Raw genomic sequence first — 26,263 nt, 5'->3', positions numbered from 1 at the left:
CTGCTTAAAGATTTTTGTTTTGCCTGCCATCTTGTTACAGGTATAAATAAAACTTTGAAAACCCTGTTGTTTGCAGTGGAAGGCACGTAGACTCCTGCGGGATTTTAGCGGCAGAGCTGAGACCCCGCTGCGCGAAGCGTGAGGAGGCTCAGCGCCGCCCCGCGGAAAGCGAAGTGCCTGGAACGGAAAACAACAGCCCGATTAAAAGGTAAAACATTTTCTAGTTTTAATATTTGGCATCTAATAGGGTGTCTTTTTTAACGAATAAATATACCATTCTACAAACTTCGACAGACATACTGGCAAAAATTGTTTTAAAATAAAGACAACCTAACATTTGGAATAACAGCGGAGGTTATAGAATGGAAGTCTTTGTTGCGAGGCAGCCGATTTTTAACACTAAGGAAGAAGTATTCGCTTATGAATTGCTGTACAGAAGCAGCCAGGTGAACGAATTCCCCCTTATTAACGGAGACCAGGCGACCGCCGACGTCATTATAAATAGTTTCTTGAATATAGGAATCGACAGGCTGTCCGAAGGCAAACCCTGTTTTATTAATTTTACAGAAAATCTGCTCAAACTCCGGCTCCCGACCTATTTCAGGCCAAGGGAAATTGTTGTGGAAATACTGGAAACGGTAGAGCCCAGCAGCCATCTGATTGATATCTGCCGGGAACTGAAAAGCCTGGGGTATCAGATTGCGCTTGATGATTACGCCTTCAAGGAAAACAATCCTTTTTCAAAGCAGCTGCTAGAGTATGCAGATATTATTAAAGTGGATTTTCTCGCTTCTTCAGCCGGCATGAGGGAGAGGATTGAGCGGGAAGCCAAAAAGCTCAAGCTTAAAATGGTTGCGGAAAAAGTCGAAACAAGAGCTGAGTTTGAGGATGCGAGAAGAAGGGGCTATGATTATTTTCAAGGCTACTTCTTTGAAAAGCCTGAAATTGTATCAACTTATGATGTTCCGACCTATTTTCATTCTTATTACGAAATGATTCATAATCTCTCAACTGCTGATCCAAGCATAGATTTGATATCAAATCTGATTGAAAGAGATTTATCGCTTTCTTATAAGCTGCTTAGGCTGATCAACTCACCGGCTTTCAGGCCAAAGCACAAGATAAACAGTATCAGGCAGGCAACGGTTCTGCTGGGGCTGAATGAAATCCAAAAGTGGATATATGTGCTTGCTGTCAGGGAGTCTACCTTGGAAAAGAAGGCAGTCCAGAAGGAAACAATCAGGATTTGCCTAATAAGGGCGAAGATGGCTGAATCTGTTGCCGTTCTAAGGAAAAAGGGGGCTTTGAATGCGCAGTATTTTTTGACAGGAATGTTTTCAATGATGGACAGCATCCTGGGGGCATCAATGGAGGATATATTGACTGATCTGCCGCTGCAGGATGAAATAGGGGATGCGCTGAGGGGCATCGAAAACCCTCTGAAAGATGTGCTGGATCTTGCGGTTGCTGTTGAGAAGGCTGACTGGGAGCTGATCAGTGAAAAAAGCAGGTGCCTTGATATAGAAGAGAATGCTCTTTTTCGGATATATGCCGATTCTATAGCATGGACCAATAGTCTGCTTTCAGAGGAATCTCTTTACATATAATTGCAGCATACTTCAAAAGCGCCGGTTTGCGGCGCTTTCTTCGTTAGAGCCACCGTCTTTGCGGTTTAACATATCTCTTTGCTTCTGCGGCCAAAAGCTGCCTTAAAGATTTCTGGGATACAGCAGCCATGATGTCCGCAGGGTTGGGAAATGTACCATGATCATTGAAGCGTACCCGGATAGAGCCTTTGTATATTTCCTGTTCACCGTAAAGGATCCTCGTATCAACAAAAGCTGTTTTTTCTGTTATCCCATTTGCTGATTCGAGCTCTTCAACCCTGCTGATGAAAAATTTGAACTTATAATCCTGCATCGCTTTGACTCACCTCCGGCCTTCACATAGGGTTAATACCCGCCATATTGTATTCTAACTCATAATGTCCATAAGAGGATTATTGAACTTCAGAGGAATTTATGGCAATCTATTATTATGATGATTTAGCAGGTTAAAGGGAAAGCGGGGGTTTTGAAATGGAAATAGAAATTCTAAAATGCCATGGGTCGGGCAACGACTTTTTGCTGATAGATGAAATATCTAAGGATTATGGGTTTACGGAAGAGCAGCGGCGGGAGCTTGCCATTGCTCTTTGCCGACGGGATTCTGAACTGGGGGCAGACGGGATTCTTTTTACAATGAAGAGTGATAAAGCCGATGCCCGGATGAGGGTTTTCAATGCCGACGGCTCAGAAGCTTCAATGTGCGGCAATGGTCTGCGCTGTGTCGCCCGCTATGTATGTGAATTATTTGGTTTAAAGGAAGCCATCATTGAAACAATGAAAGCGGATTTGAAGGTGGAAAAACGGCCGGATATCTTCCCGGAGATTCCAACCTATCTTGTTGAAATATCACCAGTCTCCTTCCAGATTCGTGATTTGCCGCTAATCCTGAATCAGGAGACATTGAAGAATGAAAAAATAAACTCGCTGTCAGATTCACTTCATTTCACAGCTTTGGCTGTGCCTAATCCGCATCTGATTGCGGTTTGCAGTAAAGATGATATCCAATCAGATCTTCAGAAAAATATCAGTGAACATGTCAATGGCCCGAATGAGCTGTTCCCTGATGGAGTAAATGTAAGCTTCATCAAGCCTCTTAAAGAGGAAAGCATTTACGTGAGGACTTTTGAGCGCGGAGTGGGCTTCACGAATGCCTGCGGAACTGCAATGTCAGCTTCGACCCTGGTATCCTGCCTTCAAGGGATGAATAAGCTTGAAAGGCCGGTGGATGTGTATAATAATGGCGGGAAGGTCCAGTGTATCGCACATGAATCAAATGGCGGTTATACAATCGACCTGATCGGGAACGCCACGTATATGTACCGTGTAAATGCCTATATGGATTCTGCTCAGCCTAAGGCTTTTACATTGGGTGAAAAGGAATATTTTGAGTCAGAAGAAGAACAGTATAGGAAGCTGCAGGAACATGCCAGTGAAATAATAAAAGAATATCTATGATAAGAGAAAAGAATGCTGCGGCCGCAGCATTCTTTTTTTGAAGAAATATACTGCAGGCCTTCAGGTCTTTTTTTCTGCATTCAAAAATTCAAGCACCGGTGAAAAAGCCTGCAGATCTTTTGCGGCAAAATAGCCTTGCAGCGGGTCTCCCAGTTTGTTGACCCGTTTTACCACATTATCTACCCGGAACTCTTCCATCCTGAGCCGGTCATTGACTTCTTCCCAAAACAGCGGTGCCGCGATACCGGCATACTGGTTGCCTCTGGCTGAATATGGTGCCACGATCGTCTTTCCCTCTGCATGCTGAATATAATCAACATAAAGTCTGCCGCCCCGGTTTTTCTTCATTCTTTCAGTTGTGAAAAGGTCCGGTTCTTTGGATATCAGATAGTCAGCAATGAAAGAAGTGAACAGGCGTGTATCATCATATGTGTAGGCATTGTCAGGAAGCGGGATATAAACCTGAATCCCTTTATTCCCGGATGTTTTTACAAATGATGTGAGGTTAAGATGATCGAGCACTTCTTTTATCATAATGGCGGCCTTAATCGCAAGGGTGAACGCGTCCCGGGACGGCGGATCCAGATCGAAGACGATTTCGGACGGTCCTTTGCTTTTGATGGTCTGAAATGGTATATGAAATTCAAAGGCAAGCTGATTGCCGAGCCAGAGAAATGTCTTAAGGTTATTGCAGACAATATAATTAATTCCATCTGACATTTTTGTTTCAACAAACTCAGGTGTATAGTCCGGTGCGTTTTTTTGGTAAAATGGTTCCCCGAAAATACCGTGCGGATACCTGATGACGGTAAGAAGTCGATCTTTTAAAAATGGAAGCATATATGGGGAAATTTCCCGCAGATAATGGATGAAGTCTATCTTCTTAAGGGCGGGTGTTTCCCAGATGGGCTTGTCAGGATGTGTGATGTCTACATCATCAGGCAGATTCTTCTGCTGTTCGGCAAACTGGCTGTAGGTGCACTGTTCAGGCTTCAGGTCAAAGCGGAATTGGTGGAAATGGGGCTCGCGCATCTGTCCGTCATATATCTCCAGGTACTTTAGTTCTGTACAAATGCCTGGATTTACATAAACAAATCTGTCATCTTCTTCCCTTTTGTTGTTTTTGATTGTGTCCATAAGGGCCTTTTTTTCATCAGGCTTTAGCCCGAATATAAATTGGCCGATCGGGTGGATCCTTCCGCCATCATACACGCCTGCATAGAAATAACCATTGGATTTTTCATAGGCTGTGATAAAACACGAAACATATTTCCAGTTTTTATACTTTTGCCACAGAGTTGAGCGTTTGCCTTCCTCCCATTTGCTTTTCTCCTGTTTCGCCACAATTCCTTCGCCATCATGAAGGATTACTTGTTCCCACAGATTTTTGAAATCATCATTTCCAGGTATCATTTGGAGAAGCTTTGTGCTTTTTTCGTCAGGTTCAAGCGGGAGCTTTGCTGAAGTGAAGAAATTCTCCAATGCTGCCTTTCTCTCCCTGTAGCCCAGTGCTGATAAGCTCTTCCCTTTAAGCTTTAATGCATCAAAAATCAATAAGCGGCATGGGGATTGCCTGGCTTTTTCCAGAATCCTCATTTCTGAACGCATTCTCCCCCTTACTTGGATAGAACCAAAATGGGCTTTATGTTTATTTTCTAAATAAACAAGCTCTCCATCCAATTGAAGAGGCAGGAAAGGATGAAACAGCTGAAGGTTATCTTCAAGGAACGATCTGATTTCGGGAAAAAGTTCAAGCAGCGGTTTGCCATTTCTGCTTGTCAGAGAAAGCCCCTTTTCATTCCACTCAAGGATGGCCCGGAATCCATCGTATTTGACTTCATAAAACCATCCTTTGGCATCCGGCGCATCAAAGGTAAGGCTCGGAAGCATCGGTTTCATTGTGACACTCCTTTCCTCGGCAGGATTCGAAATTCACGGCCATTTAAACGGCTCATCCTCCATTATTCCATTCTGGGGGGAATCCTACTCCAATGGCAGAAGTTATCTTGCATTTCACAGGATGAATCATCGCACATTAAAGGTAAAGACTATAGAATGGAGAATCAGGATGCATACAATCTGGAAAGGCAGCATCAGCTTCGGGCTTGTAAATATACCGATTAAGCTTCATGCAGCAATTGAGGACAAGGACATTAAGCTGCGGACTCTACACAAGGAGTGTCATTCTCCAATTAAATATGAAAAAATCTGCCCGGTCTGTGAAACAGAAGTCAAGCCAGAAGATATTGTGAAGGCTTATGAATATACAAAGGGAAAATTTGTTGTACTAGAAGACGAGGATTTAAAGAAATTGAAGCAGGCTAACGAAGATAAAGCAGTTGAAATCATCGATTTTGTTAAAATGGCTGAAATCGATCCCATCTATTATGACCGCAGCTATTATATGTCTCCAGGGGATGGGGGAGGAAAGGCTTATTCACTCTTAAGAAAAGCACTGGAAGATTCGGAAAAAGTTGGGCTCGCCAAAATCATCATCCGGTCAAAAGAGCAGCTGGCCGTTGTCAGGGTATTTGAAAATACTCTGATTATGGAAACGATACACTTTCCAGATGAAGTGAGGAAAGCCGGCGATGTCCCGAATGTTCCTTCTGAGGATAAAGTGACTAATAAAGAACTGGAAACTGCCATCATGCTCATCGACCAGCTGACAACGGCATTTGAGCCTGATAAGTATACAGATGAATACAGATCTGCCCTTCTGGATCTGATCGAAGCAAAGCGGACAGGCAAAGAAGTTGTCACTCCTGCAGAAAAAGAAACAAAATCAAATGTAACTGATCTGATGGCCGCATTGCAGGCTTCAATCGACAATACGAAGCCCGAAAAGCCAAAAAAGCCGGCCGTGCGCAAGAAAAGGGCTGCTGCACGGCCGAAGGAAAAGAAAGAAGCATAAGAAAAACCGCCTCCGTGCGGTTTTTCTTATTGATTTGCCGGATTTATGTTCACAAGCTGTCTGAATAGGCAATATAGAAGGTATTGGACAAAAACAAGAGAAGGAAGTCATATATGAAAAAACTGACAGGAATCAAACTTTTGTATATTCTTTCTGCTGCAGCTCTTCTTGGGGTTTTTACATTTCTTTTTGCCGAAATCGCAGATGAGCTGAAAGAAAACGAACTGGAGGCTTTTGATCATACAATCATTAATTTTGTACAATCTTTTATCAATGACCAGCTGACTGCATTGATGTTTTCGGTTACATTCCTGGGCTCTGTTAAGTGGCTTGTATTTCTGGCCGCAGCAGGCGGAGTTATTCTCATGATTTATAAAAAGCGGGCATTAGGTGTATTTCTGCTGGCAGGTTCAGGCGGCGGTGCGCTGTTCAATTGGCTTCTTAAGTGGATTTTTAAAAGAGAACGCCCTGATATTCTCCCGCTTCTGACTGAATCAGGATTCAGCTTCCCGAGCGGCCATTCCATGGGTTCTTTTATATTTTACGGTGCTTCCGCCTATATACTGGTCCATTTGTTTTCTAAAATTAGCTTAAAGGTCTTGGCTGTCCTCGCAAATGTCATGATAATCCTATTGATCGGCTTAAGCAGAATTTATCTTGGGGTGCATTATCCTAGTGATGTAATAGGCGGCTTCCTGGCCGGCGGAGCCTGGCTGGCAGCCTGCATCATTATTTTCAGGTTGTACGAATATCGGAGGAATCTGTAAAAAGGTTCTGCTGCAATAATGTAAATGCTGTTTGGGACAATGGAATGGGGACCAATAAAAAGAGCAATAAAGCTTTTATATGGGCTTTTTTGCTTGCCTTCAACTTCATGATGTTTAAAGAGAGTCTTGCCTGCATAAAGTATGAGCAATAGGGAAAGGGAGGGAATCATGATGATCAATATACTTCTGTTTGTAGATTCTGGAATCGATGACTCACTTGCTTTGATGTACGCTGTTCAAAATCCGGAATTGAATATAGTCGGGGTAGTAAGCGGGTATGGAAATATCACCAAGGAAGAATCCCTCAGAAATACAGCCTATCTCCTTAAACTGGGCGGCCGTGAGGATATTCCGATCATTGCCGGTGTTTCTGGGCCTCTCTCAGGCAAGCCTGCCACATTTTATCCGGAGATACATGGAGAAGAGGGACTCGGACCCATTCAGCCTCCTGAAGATTTTACCGGGCTGAAGGTTTATGATATTAATAAGATCATTGACATTATAGATCAGTACAAAAATGATATTGTCCTTGTCGGTTTAGGCAGGCAGACAGACTTAGCTCTCCCGCTTATTATTTATGGAGAGGATGCCTATAAAGATGTTAATGCAATCTATATGATGGGCGGTGCTTTTCTGGTTCCCGGCAATGTGTCAGCTGAAGCGGAGGCTAATTTTTATTCTGATCCCCTTGCTGCTGACATCGTTCTTGAAAAAGGGAGGAATGTTTACCTTTTTCCGCTCAATGTCACCAACAAAGCTGTTGTAACGCCTGAAATGATTGATTACATTTCCGCCAATACTGAGTCGGCTTATAAAGATCTTATAAAGCCGGCCTTTGAGTACTATTTTCAGGCCTATAAAGAAAACGTGCCCGGCATAGGAGGCGCACCCATTCATGATGCTGTCCCGCTGATTATACTGACAAATCCGGACTTAGCGAAATTCATTAAAAGGAGAGTCAGGGTTGAGCAGTTTGGCGGAGCACAAGGTAAAACGAATGCCGATTTCAGGCCTAAGCCTGAGGAGCAGCCTGAGGATACTTTGGACTATATTGCAATGGAGATTGATACAGCTAAGCTTCTTGAAACGTTTATGTTGAACTTCACAGCCGTTTAACATGACCAGTCAGGTGACGGAGAGGAATTCGGCTGCTGATTTCCAATTAGTTGACAGCTTTTACTTTTATGATATACTAGTAAAGCACGTATTTGAGGATATCTGCGGGCAGAATGGAGCGGAACGCCATTTTGCAGATCATGCTCTTTAGATTTTTACTGCTAAGCAACAATAGGTTTATACCTTTAAGAATTAATTTGTGGACAGCTTGATGATCAGGTGCGGCTGCTGTACAGCAGAATGCCCCCTGAATGGTATGATTTCTTCTTAATGCACATCTTCTATAAACCCGAAACATTTCTTCGCATGGATTGCTTCAATTCAATAATGCGGTCTTTAAATGACTGAATCTTAAAGAGCTGCTATCTTATCCCGATTGTTTACCTGATTCCCGCTGGCGCGGTCTCGGAGCCGCAAGGATGGAAGAGAGGCAGGGCTTTCATTGTTTTAGGTTGAAATTAAATTTAATATACTTTATATATAGCCTCAAATATGACAAAAAGGACAGCTTGCTTGCATGCTGTCCTTTTTCAATTCTGTGCCTAACAGTATATTCTGTATTCATACTGCCTATATTACTATAATACGAACATTTGCATATGAATCTATTCATAACATCTGTGTTTTGTGATATGATTGACTAGGAATAACATTTATAAAGGCGCAGTGACTGACGACGATAGTGGAAGAAACCACAGTGGAGCTGCGTGCATATATAGCCGGTCGTCTGGGCAGCCAGCAGTCTGCTTTAACCTTTTTGGTAAAGCGGCCTGAATCTTATACCTGGAGGTTGTTTGCTATGAATGAAAAATTGATTCTTGATGGTAAGCGGGTGGCAGCTGATGTTAAAGAAGGACTGATGCCAAGGGTGGAAAACCTTACGCAAAAAGGGATCACTCCCTGCCTTGCCACCATCCTGGTCGGAGATGATCCATCTTCCGAGACCTACGTCCGAATGAAAGGAAATGCCTGCGCCCGGCTTGGCATCCGGTCTGAACGAATTCATATGCCGAAAGAAACCACAACAGAAGAACTGGTAAAAACGATTGAGGAACTGAACGAAAATAAAGAAGTTCATGGCATCCTGCTTCAGCATCCTGTTCCAGGACATATAGATGAGCGGAAGGCATTTGAAACCATCAGCATAGATAAGGATGTTGACGGCGTGACAAGCCACGGCTACGGGCAGACTGCCCTGGGATTTGGTACATATCCATCTTGCACTCCTGCTGCAATTATGGCAATCATCGATTATTATCATCTTCCTGTAGAAGGAAAGCATGCTGTAGTGGTAGGGAGAAGTCCGATACTCGGAAAACCTGTTTCCGCTTTGCTTTTAAACAGGAATGCGACAGTAACAACATGCCATTCCTATACCGAAAATCTCTCCCGGTATGTAGGCCAGGCTGACCTGGTCATTGCAGCAGTCGGAAAGCCGGAATTTATAAAAGGAGAATGGATCAAGCCTGGGGCTGTTATTCTGGATGCAGGGTATAATAAGGGGAATGTCGGAGATGCAGAATATGACAGCTGCCTCGAAAAGGCATCAGCCATAACACCTGTACCAGGGGGAGTAGGCCCGGTCACGATTTCAATGCTGCTGAAGCATACGGTTGAAGCAGCAGAAAAGACGCTTGGGAATAACGCCTGAAGAAGAAAAGGTTGACTTGTTCTTTTTAATGAAGTAATATTAACTTAACACTTTAAGATTCGTTTTATATTTGGATAAGTAGTCGTAGCTGCGCAGGTTGTAGTCGATTTTATCTTCTTCAACACGTGCAGGCTGCGGTTTTTTTGTTTTTATATTATACCGCAAACTTATAGTGAAACACTTTTTGGAGGTTTTTATACATGAACACAGGTAAAGTAAAATGGTTTAATGCAGAAAAAGGCTTTGGATTTATCGAAACATCTGAAGGCCAGGACGTTTTCGTTCACTTTTCAGCTATCCAATCTGAAGGCTTCAAGTCTTTAGAAGAAGGCGAAGCAGTAACTTTTGAAATCGTTGAAGGCAACCGTGGACCACAAGCTTCTAACGTAGTTAAAGGCTAATAGCATGAATGATGAGGTGATGCATGGCAAAGCATGCATCGCCTTTTTGTGTATTGAATCGGACGGCAACTTATGAAAAGAAGAAGCAGGCTCCTGAATAACGCTTTTCTTTCCTTCATTTACTCCATTTCGTATCCTTCCACCATTCCCCTAGAGAACCGCCCGTGAGGCGGACTTTGATTGTGCTGTAAATATAATCACTTGGGCGGGGTTTAAACTTATTTGAATCGGAAATGTAAAAAAGAGATAGAAAGTGGTTAGCCTAGAAATATACCTGCTGTACCCTATATACATTTTGATAAGAAACAATTGGTTAGAAATTAAGGAGGATTTAAACTTTGACAACTTTTTCGGATTTTAATTTAAGCAAAGAGCTTGAAAAAGCAGTTTCCAATATGGGCTTTGAAGAGCCGACCCCTATCCAGGCGCAGGCGATCCCGATCGGACTGAGCGGAAAGGATATGATTGGCCAGGCGCAGACCGGGACAGGGAAAACCACAGCTTTTGGCATTCCGCTTCTTGAAAAGATAGACATAAATGAAGGGATTCAAGGCCTTGTGCTGGCGCCCACCCGCGAGCTTGCCGTGCAGGTGGCTGAAGAACTGAACCGGATTGGACAGGTGAAAGGCGTCAGGACTCTGCCGATCTACGGTGGACAGGACATTTCCAGACAGATCCGCGCCTTGAAGAAGGATCGTGGACCGCATATCATTGCAGCTACTCCGGGAAGGCTGATTGATCATATCGAAAGAAAGACAATCCGCCTGAATAAGATTAAATTGGCCGTGCTTGACGAAGCTGATGAAATGCTGAATATGGGCTTTATCGAAGATATTGAGCGCATCCTCAGCGAAGTTCCTGAACAGCGCCAGACCCTGCTGTTTTCAGCAACAATGCCAAGGCGCATTCAATCTTTGGCTGAGAGATTCATGACAGAGCCGGAAATGGTTCAGATTAAAGCTAAAGAACTTACTGTGAAAAATATTGAACAGCATTATATGGAAGTGCATGAAAAGCAGAAGTTTGATGTGCTCTGCAGCCTGCTCGACATCCAGTCCCCGGAACTTGCTATCGTGTTCGGCCGCACCAAAAAGCGTGTGGACGAAGTGGTGGAAGGGCTTATTAAACGCGGCTATTCTGCTGAAGGCATCCATGGCGATGTTCCGCAGAATAAGCGTGATCAGGTTATCCGCCGCTTTAAAGAACAGACAATCGATATTATGGTAGCGACAGATGTAGCTGCAAGGGGACTTGATATCAGCGGAGTTTCCCATGTTTACAACTTTGATATCCCGCAGGATCCTGAAAGCTATGTACACCGCATCGGGCGGACTGGCCGCGCCGGGAAGAAGGGGCTTGCTGTAACATTTGTTTCCCCTCGTGAAATCGATCATCTAAAGCTCATTGAGCGGGTAACAAAAACAAAAATGGCGAAGATGCCGATTCCTACCTTCAGGGATGTTATCGCAGGCAGCCAGCAGGCAACCATCAATAAAATGATGAAGGTCATCGAAAACGAAGAATTCAACGAATATAAAAGATCGGCAGAAAACCTTCTTGAGGAAACAGATTCAGTCACCCTGCTTGCTGCTGCACTCAAGCTGCTGACAAAAGAGCCGGATATAACACCTGTTAAGCTTACTGCTGTGGAGCCGATCCGCTCAAGAAAGCCGAAGCCGAAGTTTGACCGCGACAGAAGCCGCCGCACCGACAGAGGCAGGAGCGGTGGAGGCGGACGAGACCGCAGAAGAGGCAGAAGCGGAAAATCAGGTTTTACTCCTAATTCAAAGGGGTAATAAATAATTAAGGAAGTTTATGGGTTTTATAAGAGGATGAATATCTTTCCTGAAAAAATTTAAAAAAATGATTATAAAATCTGTAAAACTTACCCATATTAATACAGCGGGGCATCGCCCCAAAGATTTTGTTGAAATTTAGGAGGAAATGTAAATGGCTACAGGTAAAGTAAAATGGTTCAATGCAGAAAAAGGTTTCGGATTCATCGAAGTTGAAGGTGGAGAAGACGTATTCGTCCATTTCTCTGCAATTCAGTCTGAAGGCTTCAAAAGCCTTGATGAAGGTCAAGAAGTTGAATTTGACATTGAAGAAGGCCAGCGTGGACCGCAGGCTGTTAATGTGACGAAACTATAATATTCACTTCATATGATGAAGAGTCTCCTAGCGGGGCTCTTCTTTGCTTTATAAAGGAGGAATGAGGTTTGCTTATTACTGCCATTTCAGATACCCATATGCCAAAAAAAGGAAGGAATCTGCCCGAGCTTCTCGTTGAATATCTGGAAATTTCTGATATCATCGTTCATGCCGGTGACTGGCAGGACTTGTCTGTTTATAAAGAACTCTCATCCTTTGGGAGGCTCGAAGGGGTATTTGGCAATACGGATAGCGGCGAGCTTAAGGAAATGCTGAAGGATAAGCTCATCCTGAATTTAAATGGGTTTAAATTAGGTATCGTGCACGGGCATGGAAAAGGGAAGACAACGGAAAAAAGGGCACTGGCTTCTTTTGCAGACGACAAGGTGGACTGTCTGATCTACGGCCATTCCCATATACCCGTCCTGAAAAAGGAAAACGGGACGCTCATTATAAACCCGGGTTCCCCTGTTGATAAAAGGAGGCAGCCGCGTTTTTCTTTTGCGGTAATAAGGGTGGAAGAAGAGCTCTCAGCAGAGATTGTTTATTTTGATAAAGAATCTTAAGAGGGAAAAGCAGGCGCATCTGTGCGTCCTGCTAATTGAGTTTCAGCTGATAATAATCCTGGGATTCAAGCGGGACGAATCCGCAAGACGTATAAAGATTTAGGGCATTATTGTTTTCTGCAGCCACTTCCAGGAAAATATCCCTCCCTCGATTCCTTTCCTGCCTGATGATCCTGCTTAGAACACTTCTTCCAATCCCCCGCCTCTGAAACTCAGGAAGGATGGCAAATCCATAAATCCAGCTCTCATTGCCGTCTGTCTGTATCCTCACCTTGCCCGCGGGGACTCCCCTGTATTCAATTATGAATAAAGTCTGTGCCTGTTCGGCTGCCGTTTGCCCGTAAAACAGAGTGGCATCTTCTTCGGAAAGGCTGAAACAAACAATATCCAGCTGGATGCAAAGACCGGCATCTCCGGCAGAGGCTGATCTTATTTCTACCCCTTCTTTTTCAGAAAGAGTATCTGAATGAAAGTACTTCATCTGGTGCTCAGTGAAAGAGTATCTGCAAGGAAGCGATTGGAAAAGCTGTTTGGCAGCATAGGATTCAGCTGGCGCATTTAAAAGGACTTCCGAAGCGCTTGCCAATTGTTTTTCAGCCTGTTTTAAGAGGGCTGTAAAGAGTCCCTTCTTCCTATACTCAGGATGAACCATCCCGCATACCTCCACTTTAGCTCCAAAAGGATACAAAGCCAAAAATCCAGTTAATCTTCCGTCCTGATAAGTGAAGAAGTCTGTTTTTGTTTCATTATTTCTGGATTTCAGCATATCCCAATTCAGTTTTAACCTGAAATCTTCATGATTTTCACAAATATCCTGAAGCTCCTTGATTTCTTTCAGCTGTCTTACTGTAAGCATCGCTGTTCCTCCCCAATCTCGTATATATCTATATTAGCTTGATGAATGGAGAAGGGGAATACAAAATTGCAAACCATCAGAATTATGCAATAAGCGGCATTTAATTGTGTAGTTAAGCTGGAATGGTTATTATAAGTAGAGTAATGATTCAGGAGGTGTTGGATAGTGAAAAGTTTTACAGTAGAATTTCACAAAGAAGATCAAGTAGAAGCAATGAAGGTTAGTAAGCTCAATGAAGAGGATTTCAATATTGCCACTGAAGGCGGGACCAGGCATCTTTTTGAGCTTGATACTAACGTCGGCTTCTTTATTTACTTTGATGCCATCAGCAATGATGGGACCGAGTCGTATTTAGTTCTGCATTATGAAGAAGAGAATGAAGAGCCAAGTGCCTGTTATTCATTTGAATTGAAGGATTTCTACCAATTCGCCGCACTTCAGTTGAACGATCTTGAATTCAGTGAAGAAGCAGGGGAAGAAGGGGAAGACGAAGAGGAAGTGTACGGGCCTATCCATCATCTTGCACATCTTATGTATCATATCATTGAAGAAGGCCAAAAAATCGAGGAATAGAAAAAAGAGCAGCGCGCTGCTCTTTTTTTCTTTAATGATTCCTGCCAGGACAGCTGTTATGCAGGAAGATTCATCCGGCAGTAGCTTTCCACCATTTTTTCCTCTTCTTCATCCAGTGCAAAATCGAGAGCCTTTTCGTCTGAAAAAAAGAAGTGATAATTGAGGATCTTTGAGCCTTTCTCATCTTTGTAAAAAAGTACACGCAGACTCAGCCCATCCTCGGAGTAAAGTTCGTCATCCTCCGGAACTTCTATGTCTAACAGGAACTCATACCTCTGTCCTTCCAGTATCCCTGTAGGATCAATGATTTCTTCAATCAAATGACCTGTAATTTCCATCTATATCATCCTCTCTGGATAGTTTCAGTTTATCGACACTCGTATTATACACTTTTATGAAAGCATGCGTAATCTTTTGTTCTTATCCTTCTTCAAATCCAGGAATTCCATCCTTCAAGGGGTACAGATTTATGCTGACAAACTTTGATTTGATACATTGACAAAAACAGGGAAATGCTGTATACTTATAAAGTATTTATTTAAGGGAATAACATCTAATTTCAGATTCACTTGTTATAAAGGATCCAGTCCATTTATTTTATAACGGGTGGATTTTTATTTTTCGGGGGCTTCGGCTCTTTGAGGAGGTGCCTTTTATGGCAATGGGATTCGGGAGAAAAAATACCGAAGAAGTAAAAACGGAAGAAGTGAAAGTCTGGGAATGTATTTCTGACAGCTGTAATGGATGGCTGCGTGATAATTTTAAAAGCAGTGATCAGCCGGCTTGCCCGCTTTGCAACAGTGAGATGAAGGAATCGACTAAGCTGCTTCAAGTTGTTGTTAATAATAGCATCTACTCAAAATAAGGAAACCAAATGGCCTCGCCATTTGGTTTTTTTTATGTTTTTGGCTTTGTAAGTGTAAAAAGTTGATATTGGCGTTTTTTGTGAGCAGTTATGTTTCATTTGTCTGTACTTGAAAGCGGGAGAATGAAACAGGAGGCTGCGGGCATACTAAAGGAAAAACCTTTAGTTATGATGGAAGTGAAGAAACTGTGAACGGCATGCACCTTTTTATAGCATTAGTATTTTTCAGCATCATATTGATAATTATTTCCTTCAGGAAAGAAATCAGGGTATCATTGCCGCTCTATTTCTTTGTAATGGGGTTGTCTTTTATATTGGAATACATAGTATTTATTCTGGGAAAAGCATACACATACAGACCGACTGTATTTGAAGAAAAATGGTTTGATGAGGTATTTGGGGCAAGCATTTCACAGGCACTTTTCATTCCCGCAGTACTTACAGCGGTCTCCATTTACCGGATCGGCTATCTGTGGAGGCTTGCAGTGATAGCGGGTATTTTTTTGGTAGAGAGCTTTTTCTTGAAAGAGGGCGTATATGAACAGCATTGGTGGAGGTCGTGGTACACGAGCGCAATACTTTTTGCTGCTATGTTTGTTACAGACATATGGAGGGATTCATTAAGGAAACCTTCGCCTTTTGTAAGGTTTGTGACGATATATATGGCAATTACCACAATCATTCAGGCAGCTGTTTTTTATACGGTGATCTTCTTTCGGATTCATACCTACAACGCCGGTTTTTTTGAGTCGCATGACCGTGATCAGCTGGCTTTCAGCACGCTTATTTGGCTGATATACAGCCTGATTTTAGCTGTCATAGTCATCTATGAATTCAGGAAAACGGTATTTGCAGGATTATTTGCGGGAGCCTGGCTTTTTGAAAAACTTTTAATCCAGGCGGGTGTTCTGACTATTTCCCATTTGTGGAGTTCAGTATATTCAGCTGCGCTTATTACATTATTCTGCTTTCTGATCGGCAAGCTGGCCGTATATTTCTTTCCTGATATTAAAGGTGAATCTGTATAATGTCCTTTCAGGCGAATTGCATTATAATAAAAGAAATAATGCACTCTTTAAGGAGTAAGTTTTAATGGATGAAGTTCAACGGCTTAAACAGGAAAATGCTGAATTAAGGAAAGAAATATTGCAGCTGAAAAACAGGGCAGAAGAAAATCAGGCTTACTGGCCCGGCTTGGATAAAGGGGATGATGGCGTATCTTTTGAACAACTGGAGAGCTTCCTGAATCCTATACTTGATCTGGTTCCTCATCATATTGTTTTTATAGATGGGAATGGACTTATAACTTTGTGCAATCTCCAGGCTGCAAGGGACCTTCATGCTGACAGAAGGGTCATAGTGGGCCGCCATATCAGGGAGCTGCTGAGGATACCTGATGACCAGATTAATCTGCTAGAATCCCTCAGGACGAAGAAGCCGATCGTTAATAGGGAAGTGCTTGACAAAAATTACGGAATCAATAACACAAGGATAATACTAGACGAAAACGGAAACGTGAAAAGGGTTTTGGGAGCTTTTCAGTTCCTCAATGGAGTAAAGGAAGCAGAAAAGCAGGCTCTGGCCGGGAGGATTGCAGCAGGCATAGCCCATGAAATCAGAAACCCGCTTACCACGGTAAGGGGCTACCTCCAGCTTCTTCAAAGCAAAACGGATCAAGAGGTGTCTGAGCTTTTTTCTTCCTTGCTGATCCCGGAAATTGACAGGGCCAATAAAATCATCACAGATTTTCTCCGGATTGCTAAACCGGGGGAAACGACCAGCGAACTGCTGAATGCAAAGGAGTTTATCCTGGGCTATACCGGAAAATTCCTAAATAGTGAAGCGCTGCTGTATAATGCCGAAATTGAATATCAACTTACAGAAATTGCAGATAATACGTTCTTTAGAGGTGATCGTGACGAATTGCTGCAGGTGTTCATTAACCTTTTCAGAAATGCGTTCCAGGCTAAAGGAAGCGAACCGCTTAAAATAATCATTGCTGCCAAAAGAGTTGACTCCTTTCTCAGAATTGAATTCCGGGATAATGGAAGAGGAATTCCTTCTTCTATTCTGCCCCATATCTTTGACCCATTCTTTACTACGAAGGATGAAGGAACAGGGCTTGGGCTCTCAGTTTCCAAAAAGGTTATTGAGAATCACGGCGGCATGATGAATGTAAAGAGTGATGGGCAGGGAACACAGTTTATCATTGACATTCCTGCCGAAGACCGCTTTTGCTGTGAATAATTTTTATCGTACAATCAACAGAAATGCCCCTGAATGAATATGAATAATTAAATTCGTAATCACGAGGGGGATTAGATTGGATGTCAAAAAAAGTCCGCTGAACTATACAGCAGTTGGCGATTCGATTACTGCCGGTGTGGGTGCTTCGTTCTTTTCTCCTGGGTTTGTGCCGCGATTTGCAAGACTCGCCGAGGAATCGCTTGGCCGCAGAGTCGTCCACAAAATTTTTGCCAGGCCCGGAGCGCTTTCGGGTGAAATCCTGGAAGCTGTCAGGTCTCCTTTAGTATCCAGTGCTTTAGCTGAATCAGAACTTATTACGATCACAGCAGGAGGCAACGATCTTATTCAGGGGTTAAGGTCATATCAGCTGACGAAAAATGAAAAGGATATTTCTTCGCGCCTGAATATATCTGCAGAAAAGCTAAGCGGCATCGTTGATCATATTACTGAAATAAAATCAGACTCTGCCGGGCCTTATATGGTTTATCTTCTAAACCTTTACAGTCCCGTTCCCAAAGAAGAAACAGCGGACCGATGGATCAGAAAGTTCAATAAGCAGATGCAGCAGCTGTGCGACCGCCATCACTTTCGAACGGTAAATATATATCAGGCATTTAAAGGGAATGAGAATGATCTAGTGGCGATGGACAGAGTGCATCCCAATGACAGCGGCTATAATCGCATCGCTGAAAAAATAAAAAATACCGGATATGGACTGCTGATCTGCCAATAGACAGGTACCGTCTCAAGCAAGAGAGGGCACCTGTCTTGTTTTGGCAAAACCAATAATTCCCACCTGATTTCCTGTTGACCATCTTCTCAAGTGCTGTTATTATAAATGAACAGCAATCGACATTAACTGCTGGCATAATTTCTGCTTATTAATCTATGAATTCATCATAAATCGTTTCTACGAAATTATGTTGACAAGAGATTGATTGGGTGGTATTATGATATAGTTGCTCTAAAAGAGCGCTATTGAAAGATTGTTCTTTGAAAACTGAACGAACAAAAACGTCAACGTTAATCTTAATTTTTTATCAGAGCTAAATCTTACTCTTATATGGAGAGTTTGATCCTGGCTCAGGACGAACGCTGGCGGCGTGCCTAATACATGCAAGTCGAGCGGACGGATGGGAGCTTGCTCCCTGAAGTCAGCGGCGGACGGGTGAGTAACACGTGGGCAACCTGCCTGTAAGACTGGGATAACTTCGGGAAACCGGAGCTAATACCGGATAATGCATAACCTCTCATGAGGCTATGCTGAAAGATGGTTTCGGCTATCACTTACAGATGGGCCCGCGGCGCATTAGCTAGTTGGTGAGGTAACGGCTCACCAAGGCAACGATGCGTAGCCGACCTGAGAGGGTGATCGGCCACACTGGGACTGAGACACGGCCCAGACTCCTACGGGAGGCAGCAGTAGGGAATCTTCCGCAATGGACGAAAGTCTGACGGAGCAACGCCGCGTGAGTGATGAAGGTTTTCGGATCGTAAAACTCTGTTGTCAGGGAAGAACAAGTGCCGGAGTAACTGCCGGCACCTTGACGGTACCTGACCAGAAAGCCACGGCTAACTACGTGCCAGCAGCCGCGGTAATACGTAGGTGGCAAGCGTTGTCCGGAATTATTGGGCGTAAAGCGCGCGCAGGCGGTCTCTTAAGTCTGATGTGAAAGCCCACGGCTCAACCGTGGAGGGTCATTGGAAACTGGGGGACTTGAGTGCAGAAGAGGAAAGTGGAATTCCACGTGTAGCGGTGAAATGCGTAGAGATGTGGAGGAACACCAGTGGCGAAGGCGACTTTCTGGTCTGTAACTGACGCTGAGGCGCGAAAGCGTGGGGAGCAAACAGGATTAGATACCCTGGTAGTCCACGCCGTAAACGATGAGTGCTAAGTGTTAGAGGGTTTCCGCCCTTTAGTGCTGCAGCAAACGCATTAAGCACTCCGCCTGGGGAGTACGGCCGCAAGGCTGAAACTCAAAGGAATTGACGGGGGCCCGCACAAGCGGTGGAGCATGTGGTTTAATTCGAAGCAACGCGAAGAACCTTACCAGGTCTTGACATCTCCTGACAACCCTAGAGATAGGGCGTTCCCCTTCGGGGGACAGGATGACAGGTGGTGCATGGTTGTCGTCAGCTCGTGTCGTGAGATGTTGGGTTAAGTCCCGCAACGAGCGCAACCCTTGATCTTAGTTGCCAGCATTAGGTTGGGCACTCTAAGGTGACTGCCGGTGACAAACCGGAGGAAGGTGGGGATGACGTCAAATCATCATGCCCCTTATGACCTGGGCTACACACGTGCTACAATGGATGGTACAAAGGGCTGCAAGACCGCGAGGTTAAGCGAATCCCATAAAACCATTCTCAGTTCGGATTGCAGGCTGCAACTCGCCTGCATGAAGCTGGAATCGCTAGTAATCGCGGATCAGCATGCCGCGGTGAATACGTTCCCGGGCCTTGTACACACCGCCCGTCACACCACGAGAGTTTGTAACACCCGAAGTCGGTGGGGTAACCTTTTGGAGCCAGCCGCCTAAGGTGGGACAGATGATTGGGGTGAAGTCGTAACAAGGTAGCCGTATCGGAAGGTGCGGCTGGATCACCTCCTTTCTAAGGAATATATACAAGACGTGACGCTCTTTGTTCGTTCAGTTTTGAGAGTATAATCTCTCATTTTGTTCTTTGAAAACTAGATAATGTAATGAAGAAGACATTACCGAGTAATCGCCATTTTAGGTTTTCTCTCTTATAAATAAATAAGAGTTTAAAAACCGTGAGGGTGATGAGAAGCGAACAGGTCGAGGAATCGATTGAGGAAGCACCGGAGCGTATGTTTTGTATACGTGAGGATGCTGACGATTGAGATGACGAAGAGATGTGAAGCTTATCATCGGCCGAACAGGTTAAGTTAGAAAGGGCGCACGGTGGATGCCTTGGCACTAGGAGCCGATGAAGGACGGTACTAACACCGATATGCTTCGGGGAGCTGTAAGTAAGCTTTGATCCGGAGATTTCCGAATGGGGAAACCCTCCATCCGTAATGGGATGGAACCCTTGCCTGAATACATAGGGCATTGGAGGCAAACCCGGGGAACTGAAACATCTAAGTACCCGGAGGAAGAGAAAGCAAACGCGATTCCCTGAGTAGCGGCGAGCGAAACGGGATTAGCCCAAACCAGGAGGCTTGCCTCCTGGGGTTGTAGGACACTCTACACGGAGTTACAAAGGAACGGAGTAAATGAACAGGCATGGAAAGGCCGGCCATAGAGGGTAACAGCCCCGTAGTTGAAACTTCGTTCCCTCCAGAGTGGATCCTGAGTACGGCGGGACACGTGAAATCCCGTCGGAAGCAGGGAGGACCATCTCCCAAGGCTAAATACTCCCTAGTGACCGATAGTGAACCAGTACCGTGAGGGAAAGGTGAAAAGCACCCCGGAAGGGGAGTGAAACAGATCCTGAAACCGTGTGCCTACAAGTAGTCAAAGCCCTATGACCTTCGGGTCAGGGTAATGGCGTGCCTTTTGTAGAATGAACCGGCGAGTTACGATTACATGCGAGGTTAAGTTGAACAGACGGAGCCGCAGCGAAAGCGAGTCTGAATAGGGCGAATGAGTATGTGGTCGTAGACCCGAAACCAGGTGATCTACCCATGTCCAGGGTGAAGTCCAGGTAACACTGGATGGAGGCCCGAACCCACGCACGTTGAAAAGTGCGGGGATGAGGTGTGGGTAGCGGAGAAATTCCAATCGAACTTGGAGATAGCTGGTTCTCTCCGAAATAGCTTTAGGGCTAGCCTCATGTTGTAAGAGTCTTGGAGGTAGAGCACTGTTTGGACTAGGGGCCCCCATCGGGTTACCGAATTCAGACAAACTCCGAATGCCAAAGACTTATCCATGGGAGTCAGACTACGAGTGATAAGATCCGTAGTCAAAAGGGAAACAGCCCAGACCACCAGCTAAGGTCCCAAAGTATACGTTAAGTGGAAAAGGATGTGGAGTTGCTTAGACAACCAGGATGTTGGCTTAGAAGCAGCCACCATTTAAAGAGTGCGTAATAGCTCACTGGTCGAGTGACTCCGCGCCGAAAATGTACCGGGGCTAAACGTATCACCGAAGCTGTGGGTGGACACCATCAGGTGTCCGCGGTAGGAGAGCGTTCTAAGTGCATCGAAGTCAGACCGCAAGGACTGGTGGAGCGCTTAGAAGTGAGAATGCCGGTATGAGTAGCGAAAGATGGGTGAGAATCCCATCCACCGAATGCCTAAGGTTTCCTGAGGAAGGCTCGTCCGCTCAGGGTTAGTCGGGACCTAAGCCGAGGCCGAAAGGCGTAGGCGATGGACAACAGGTTGATATTCCTGTACCACCTCTTTACCGTTTGAGCAATGGGGGGACGCAGGAGGATAGGGTAAGCGCGCTGTTGGATATGCGCGTCCAAGCAGTTAGGCTGCAAACGAGGCAAATCCCGTTTGCATCAGGCTGAGCTGTGACGGCGAGGGAAATTTAGTACCGAAGTTCCTGATTCCACACTGCCAAGAAAAGCCTCTAGCGAGGGAAAAGGTGCCCGTACCGCAAACCGACACAGGTAGGCGAGGAGAGAATCCTAAGGTGAGCGAGAGAACTCTCGTTAAGGAACTCGGCAAAATGACCCCGTAACTTCGGGAGAAGGGGTGCTTTTTAGGGTGAATAGCCCGGAAAAGCCGCAGTGAATAGGCCCAGGCGACTGTTTAGCAAAAACACAGGTCTCTGCGAAGCCGCAAGGCGAAGTATAGGGGCTGACGCCTGCCCGGTGCTGGAAGGTTAAGAGGAGGGGTTAGCGCAAGCGAAGCTCTGAATCGAAGCCCCAGTAAACGGCGGCCGTAACTATAACGGTCCTAAGGTAGCGAAATTCCTTGTCGGGTAAGTTCCGACCCGCACGAAAGGCGTAACGATCTGGGCACTGTCTCAACGAGAGACTCGGTGAAATTATAGTACCTGTGAAGATGCAGGTTACCCGCGACAGGACGGAAAGACCCCGTGGAGCTTTACTGCAGCCTGATATTGAATTTTGGTACAGCTTGTACAGGATAGGTAGGAGCCTTTGAAGCCGGAGCGCCAGCTTCGGTGGAGGCATTGGTGGGATACTACCCTGGCTGTATTGAAATTCTAACCCGCGCCCCTGATCGGGGCGGGAGACAGTGTCAGGCGGGCAGTTTGACTGGGGCGGTCGCCTCCTAAAAAGTAACGGAGGCGCCCAAAGGTTCCCTCAGAATGGTTGGAAATCATTCGCAGAGTGTAAAGGCACAAGGGAGCTTGACTGCGAGACCTACAAGTCGAGCAGGGACGAAAGTCGGGCTTAGTGATCCGGTGGTTCCGCATGGAAGGGCCATCGCTCAACGGATAAAAGCTACCCCGGGGATAACAGGCTTATCTCCCCCAAGAGTCCACATCGACGGGGAGGTTTGGCACCTCGATGTCGGCTCATCGCATCCTGGGGCTGTAGTCGGTCCCAAGGGTTGGGCTGTTCGCCCATTAAAGCGGTACGCGAGCTGGGTTCAGAACGTCGTGAGACAGTTCGGTCCCTATCCGTCGTGGGCGCAGGAAATTTGAGAGGAGCTGTCCTTAGTACGAGAGGACCGGGATGGACGCACCGCTGGTGTACCAGTTGTCTTGCCAAAGGCATCGCTGGGTAGCTATGTGCGGAAGGGATAAGTGCTGAAAGCATCTAAGCATGAAGCCCCCCTCGAGATGAGATTTCCCATAGTGTCAAGCTAGTAAGATCCCTGAAAGATGATCAGGTTGATAGGTCTGAGGTGGAAGCGTGGTGACACGTGGAGCTGACAGATACTAATAGATCGAGGACTTAACCACATTTGATTGCTTTGTAATTCTTCTTCTGCATTATCTAGTTTTGAGGGAACAAAAACCTCATCTAAATAGTCTGGTGGCGATAGCGAGAAGGTCACACCCGTTCCCATACCGAACACGGAAGTTAAGCTTCTCAGCGCCGATGGTAGTTGGGGGCTCTCCCCCTGTGAGAGTAGGACGCTGCCGGGCAAAAAAAAGAACAGTCTGTGGGACTGTTCTTTTTTTTGCGATTTTTTAGTGGAAAAGGAGAAGTTTATATAAACAGGATTGCTCTTGAGTAAAAATTATCGGCCGGGCGGACGAGCTGGGTTTTAGATTGTAATAATGGGGAGAGCAGCGGCTTAAAGCGTGAATTTCATCAATTGGCCCGATAATCTACCGAATTTGCGAATTATTCTACCATTTGAAAGATTAATTTACCGACTTTCCCATTTAATTTACCATATGCCTTAAATCCAACTAAAGCCAGCTGCAAATTTCCTGAATTTAGCTGTAAAAAGCGCGTATGGCGGACCAACTGGTTTTTAGATTGTAATAATGGGGAGAGCAGCGGCTTAAAGCGTGAATCTCATCAATTGGCCCGATAATCTACCGAATTTGCGGATTATTCTACCATTTGAAAGATTAACTTACCGACTTCCCCATTTAATTTACCATATGCCATAAATCTGACTAGTGCCAGCAGCCATCCCCTGCACAGTCGCGAACAGAATCACTTACACCAAACCAACCGTCCAATCTGCTATGCTTACAGCAAAATGAACGCTATTTCTGATCTCCACATCAATCACCGCTAATTTTTCAGCTTCCAGGGAGAGTGCACTTTCCTGAACTTCTATGATTGTTAGAAAAACAGCTTATATGCCTCATACCCGAAATAAAGTCCAAACCCGATAAGGGAGAGTCCGGATAAGATAGAAATGAGCGTGAGTATCCTGCTGGTCATGAACCTTCTAAAGCTGCTTGCTACCGCTGCCATTGTCAAATCCCATAACAGCAGCCCTATAAAGATTGCACAGCTGTATATCAATATCTGGCTTTTATCATATTCTGCGGCTGTTTTAGCCAATACAGAGCCATATATGCCAAGCCAAAAAAGAATGGTCAGGGGATTGGAAATGGACATAAGAAAGCCGGAAATAAAAGACTTTGCTGCCGATTCGTCTTTAAGGCGGTCGTTTGATACTACCTTTCCTGCTGTTAAAAGGCTTTCAATTCCTGTATAAACGAGCACAAAAAAACCAAAAAGCCATAAAAATGATTTTACGAAAGGAATCTCAAGAAAATTCACGACCCCCATGTAGACGGCAACCATATATACTCCATCTGCTATCATTGCTCCCAATCCGACAAGCCAGGCGTGGAAAAAGCCGTTTTTGATACCCTTGTCCAGCTGAGCTGCATTTATAGGGCCAATAGGAGCTGCCAGGGAAAGCCCTAGAAAGATATAGCTTAAAAATATGCTCAAAAAAAACAACTCCTTTTCATTTGCTGCTTGTACAATTCTATTCAGCAATATAGGTTTGTACGACAGAAAATTGGATTAAACTGCGGCTGGCTTTGCGAAGACAGAAATGGGGAATAGTAGAAGCGAAGCCAAAGGGGTTGATAATTGATGATTGATGAACAATATTTGGTAAAATTGATCAAACATTTAAAAGAAGCGGATAAACAGCAATTCCAGCGACTGATTGCGGAATTGCAGCCTTATGATATTGCCAGGCTGTATGAGGAGCTTCCGGAGAAGCATCGCTCGAGATTCATCCTTCTGCTTGATCCCGAACAGATTGCAGATCTGCTTGAAGAGCTTGAAAGGGACGAACAGTATGGAGTTTTAGTAAAACTTGGTGTGGAAAAATCGGGCCAGGTCATGGATCTGATGGATAATGACGATTTGGCCTTGCTTTTAGAAGGCCTTTCACCTGGAAGGATAGAGGAGCTCCTGGCTGGTATGAAGCAGGAGGAATCCCAGATTGTCCAGAGCATCATGAATTATCCGCCTGAAACAGCAGGCAGGATCATGACGAACCGGTTTGTGTGGATTCCGGAAAGCTATACGGTCAGTGAAACAGTTGCAAAAATGAAATCTTTTGCTGTATTTTCGGAAACAATCAATTACTTATATGTGATAGATGGAGACAAACGTTTGACAGGAGTTGTTTCTTACAGAGATTTGATTCTAGCAGAGCCTCATGAACAGATTAGGGATATTATGTTCAGCAGGGTGATTTCTGTTCATGCGGAAACGGATCAGGAAGATGCAGCCATGCTGATTGAACGCTATGATTTCCTGGCACTGCCTGTAGTAGAAGAGAATGATCGGCTTGTAGGCATCATTACGGTGGATGATATCATTGATGTGGTTATCAGGGAAGCTACAGAGGATATTGAAAAGCTCTCAGCTTCCGGAAAATCGATTGATTTTGACACTAAAGCTTTCGTGGCTGCCTATCGGAGGCTGCCATGGCTGATTCTGCTGCTATTTATCGGACTTGTTTCGGGATCGATCATCAGCAGCTTTGAAGAGACGATTTCCAAGGTGGTTGCACTGGCTTTCTTTATGCCGATGATAGCCGGGATGACAGGGAATACAGGAACACAATCTCTCGCAGTTGTTGTAAGGGGGCTGATCAGCCGAGATGTTGATCGGGAGCTTGCAGCAAAGCTGATTCTCAGGGAGCTTGCTGTCGGGATTATTATTGGGGTGACTTGCGGCATTCTGATATCTGTGATCGCATATATCTGGCAGGGTAATGGATTTTTGGGCCTGGTGGTTGGCGGCTCTCTTATTATCACCTTGATTATAGGAACTCTAGCGGGGACAATAGTGCCGCTTGTCCTCTATAAGCTGAATATTGATCCGGCAGTGGCTTCCGGGCCTTTGATTACAACCTTGAATGATATTATCTCGCTATTCGTTTATTTCGGCATTGCAACTGCCTTTATATCAAAGCTGATGTGAACAGGAATAAATATCTTCCAGCTGCGAAATGCTAAACCGACAAAACTTTTTTGGAGGGATTGCTTTGAACGCAAACCGTGTGAAACAGATCCTTTCTTCATCTGCAGACATTGAAGTCACTTATAATGGCGCATCAGTATGGATTGACAGCCTCAATGAAGATGGCCGGACTGCAACAGTACATTTGAGAGGTCCGCTTGAAGAAAGGTCGACAGTAGAAATTGGAGAATTACTGGAAAAATAAGATGGACGCCGCTCAAAAGTGAGCGGTTTTTTTATTTTTTTCTTA

Annotated in this window: 22 protein-coding genes, 3 rRNA genes and 1 riboswitch; of the genes, 20 read left to right on the top strand and 5 right to left on the bottom strand. The window is 44.8% G+C overall.

Annotation, left to right across the window (positions count from 1 at the left end; all coding sequences use genetic code 11):
- Positions 1–362 precede the first annotated feature (362 nt).
- Complete coding sequence (locus N288_RS14760) at positions 363–1,607, top strand: EAL and HDOD domain-containing protein (protein WP_009795518.1); 1,245 nt, start codon at positions 363–365, stop codon at positions 1,605–1,607.
- 43 nt (positions 1,608–1,650) lie between these two features.
- On the opposite strand, the gene N288_RS14755 is transcribed toward N288_RS14760, so the two are convergent.
- A complete protein-coding gene (locus tag N288_RS14755) occupies positions 1,651–1,920 on the bottom strand; it encodes an RNA-binding protein (protein WP_009795519.1) in 270 nt (89 codons plus the stop codon).
- Positions 1,921–2,078: 158 nt separating this feature from the next.
- Here N288_RS14755 and dapF point away from each other — a divergent pair, with 158 nt between their 5' ends.
- A complete protein-coding gene (gene dapF, locus N288_RS14750) occupies positions 2,079–3,062 on the top strand; it encodes a diaminopimelate epimerase (RefSeq protein WP_009795520.1) in 984 nt (327 codons plus the stop codon).
- Between the two features lie 60 nt (positions 3,063–3,122).
- Here the strand turns inward: dapF and N288_RS14745 are convergent, their stop codons facing one another.
- Entirely contained in the window at positions 3,123–4,961 is a 1,839-nt protein-coding gene (locus N288_RS14745; protein WP_009795521.1) for a DNA ligase D, read from the bottom strand.
- A gap of 169 nt (positions 4,962–5,130) precedes the next feature.
- Here N288_RS14745 and ku point away from each other — a divergent pair, with 169 nt between their 5' ends.
- The 8 genes from ku to N288_RS14705 all read left to right on the top strand — a co-directional run bounded on the left by ku (position 5,131) and on the right by N288_RS14705 (position 12,628).
- Complete coding sequence (gene ku / locus N288_RS14740; protein ID WP_022544068.1) at positions 5,131–5,976, top strand: non-homologous end joining protein Ku; 846 nt, start codon at positions 5,131–5,133, stop codon at positions 5,974–5,976.
- A gap of 113 nt (positions 5,977–6,089) precedes the next feature.
- Positions 6,090–6,743 (top strand): phosphatase PAP2 family protein, encoded by a 654-nt coding sequence (locus tag N288_RS14735; protein ID WP_009795523.1) that lies wholly within the window; start codon positions 6,090–6,092, stop codon positions 6,741–6,743.
- A gap of 168 nt (positions 6,744–6,911) precedes the next feature.
- The gene (locus N288_RS14730) at positions 6,912–7,859 is read left to right on the top strand and encodes a nucleoside hydrolase (protein WP_232217699.1); all 948 of its coding nucleotides are present in this window, start codon (positions 6,912–6,914) and stop codon (positions 7,857–7,859) included.
- 656 nt (positions 7,860–8,515) lie between these two features.
- Positions 8,516–8,599, top strand: a riboswitch (ZMP/ZTP riboswitch).
- A 59-nt stretch (positions 8,600–8,658) separates the two neighbouring features.
- Positions 8,659–9,510 (top strand): bifunctional 5,10-methylenetetrahydrofolate dehydrogenase/5,10-methenyltetrahydrofolate cyclohydrolase, encoded by an 852-nt coding sequence (locus N288_RS14725; RefSeq protein WP_035403383.1) that lies wholly within the window; start codon positions 8,659–8,661, stop codon positions 9,508–9,510.
- 200 nt (positions 9,511–9,710) lie between these two features.
- Complete coding sequence (locus tag N288_RS14720) at positions 9,711–9,911, top strand: cold-shock protein (protein WP_009795528.1); 201 nt, start codon at positions 9,711–9,713, stop codon at positions 9,909–9,911.
- Positions 9,912–10,249: 338 nt separating this feature from the next.
- Positions 10,250–11,707, top strand: coding sequence for a DEAD/DEAH box helicase (locus N288_RS14715; RefSeq protein WP_009795529.1), 1,458 nt, complete (start codon positions 10,250–10,252; stop codon positions 11,705–11,707).
- Between the two features lie 154 nt (positions 11,708–11,861).
- The gene (locus tag N288_RS14710) at positions 11,862–12,062 is read left to right on the top strand and encodes a cold-shock protein (protein ID WP_009795530.1); all 201 of its coding nucleotides are present in this window, start codon (positions 11,862–11,864) and stop codon (positions 12,060–12,062) included.
- A gap of 68 nt (positions 12,063–12,130) precedes the next feature.
- Entirely contained in the window at positions 12,131–12,628 is a 498-nt protein-coding gene (locus N288_RS14705) for a metallophosphoesterase family protein (protein WP_009795531.1), read from the top strand.
- 31 nt (positions 12,629–12,659) lie between these two features.
- On the opposite strand, the gene N288_RS14700 is transcribed toward N288_RS14705, so the two are convergent.
- Positions 12,660–13,484, bottom strand: coding sequence for a GNAT family N-acetyltransferase (locus tag N288_RS14700; RefSeq protein WP_009795532.1), 825 nt, complete (start codon positions 13,482–13,484; stop codon positions 12,660–12,662).
- Between the two features lie 165 nt (positions 13,485–13,649).
- Between N288_RS14700 and N288_RS14695 the strand changes: the two genes are divergently transcribed.
- Complete coding sequence (locus tag N288_RS14695) at positions 13,650–14,057, top strand: hypothetical protein (protein WP_009795533.1); 408 nt, start codon at positions 13,650–13,652, stop codon at positions 14,055–14,057.
- 56 nt (positions 14,058–14,113) lie between these two features.
- Here N288_RS14695 and N288_RS14690 read toward each other — a convergent pair whose 3' ends face one another.
- Entirely contained in the window at positions 14,114–14,395 is a 282-nt protein-coding gene (locus N288_RS14690; protein ID WP_009795534.1) for a DUF6509 family protein, read from the bottom strand.
- Positions 14,396–14,712: 317 nt separating this feature from the next.
- Here N288_RS14690 and N288_RS14685 point away from each other — a divergent pair, with 317 nt between their 5' ends.
- From N288_RS14685 to rrf, 7 genes are all read left to right on the top strand, one after another.
- A complete protein-coding gene (locus N288_RS14685; protein ID WP_009795535.1) occupies positions 14,713–14,922 on the top strand; it encodes a cold-shock protein in 210 nt (69 codons plus the stop codon).
- Between the two features lie 314 nt (positions 14,923–15,236).
- Positions 15,237–15,950 (top strand): hypothetical protein, encoded by a 714-nt coding sequence (locus N288_RS14680; RefSeq protein ID WP_129611934.1) that lies wholly within the window; start codon positions 15,237–15,239, stop codon positions 15,948–15,950.
- Between the two features lie 64 nt (positions 15,951–16,014).
- Positions 16,015–17,169, top strand: a complete 1,155-nt coding sequence (locus N288_RS14675; RefSeq protein WP_009795538.1) for a two-component system sensor histidine kinase NtrB — start codon at positions 16,015–16,017, stop codon at positions 17,167–17,169.
- 76 nt (positions 17,170–17,245) lie between these two features.
- On the top strand, positions 17,246–17,902 hold the full coding sequence (locus N288_RS14670) for a GDSL-type esterase/lipase family protein (protein WP_009795539.1): 657 nt from the start codon (positions 17,246–17,248) through the stop codon (positions 17,900–17,902).
- Positions 17,903–18,229: 327 nt separating this feature from the next.
- Positions 18,230–19,779: ribosomal RNA gene (locus N288_RS14665) — 16S ribosomal RNA — on the top strand.
- 291 nt (positions 19,780–20,070) lie between these two features.
- A 23S ribosomal RNA gene (locus tag N288_RS14660) occupies positions 20,071–23,015 on the top strand.
- Positions 23,016–23,084: 69 nt separating this feature from the next.
- Positions 23,085–23,201, top strand: a 5S ribosomal RNA gene (rrf, locus tag N288_RS14655).
- The 16S, 23S and 5S rRNA genes sit together here, the layout of an rRNA operon.
- A 655-nt stretch (positions 23,202–23,856) precedes the next feature.
- Here rrf and N288_RS14650 read toward each other — a convergent pair.
- Entirely contained in the window at positions 23,857–24,480 is a 624-nt protein-coding gene (locus N288_RS14650; RefSeq protein WP_022544064.1) for a LysE family transporter, read from the bottom strand.
- A 147-nt stretch (positions 24,481–24,627) separates the two neighbouring features.
- Here N288_RS14650 and mgtE point away from each other — a divergent pair, with 147 nt between their 5' ends.
- Together mgtE and N288_RS14640 are read left to right on the top strand one after the other, a co-directional pair.
- Positions 24,628–25,974 carry a magnesium transporter gene (gene mgtE, locus N288_RS14645; protein ID WP_009795541.1) on the top strand — a complete coding sequence of 449 codons (1,347 nt, stop codon included), beginning with the start codon at positions 24,628–24,630 and terminating at the stop codon, positions 25,972–25,974.
- Positions 25,975–26,038: 64 nt separating this feature from the next.
- The gene (locus N288_RS14640; RefSeq protein ID WP_022544063.1) at positions 26,039–26,218 is read left to right on the top strand and encodes an H-type small acid-soluble spore protein; all 180 of its coding nucleotides are present in this window, start codon (positions 26,039–26,041) and stop codon (positions 26,216–26,218) included.
- Positions 26,219–26,263: the final 45 nt, after the last annotated feature.

The sequence above is a fragment of the Bacillus infantis NRRL B-14911 genome (genome assembly GCF_000473245.1).
Taxonomy (GTDB): domain Bacteria; phylum Bacillota; class Bacilli; order Bacillales; family Cytobacillaceae; genus Bacillus_AB; species Bacillus_AB infantis.
Note: the sequence above shows the minus strand (reverse complement) of the source record. Positions and strands in the feature narration are given on the sequence as shown.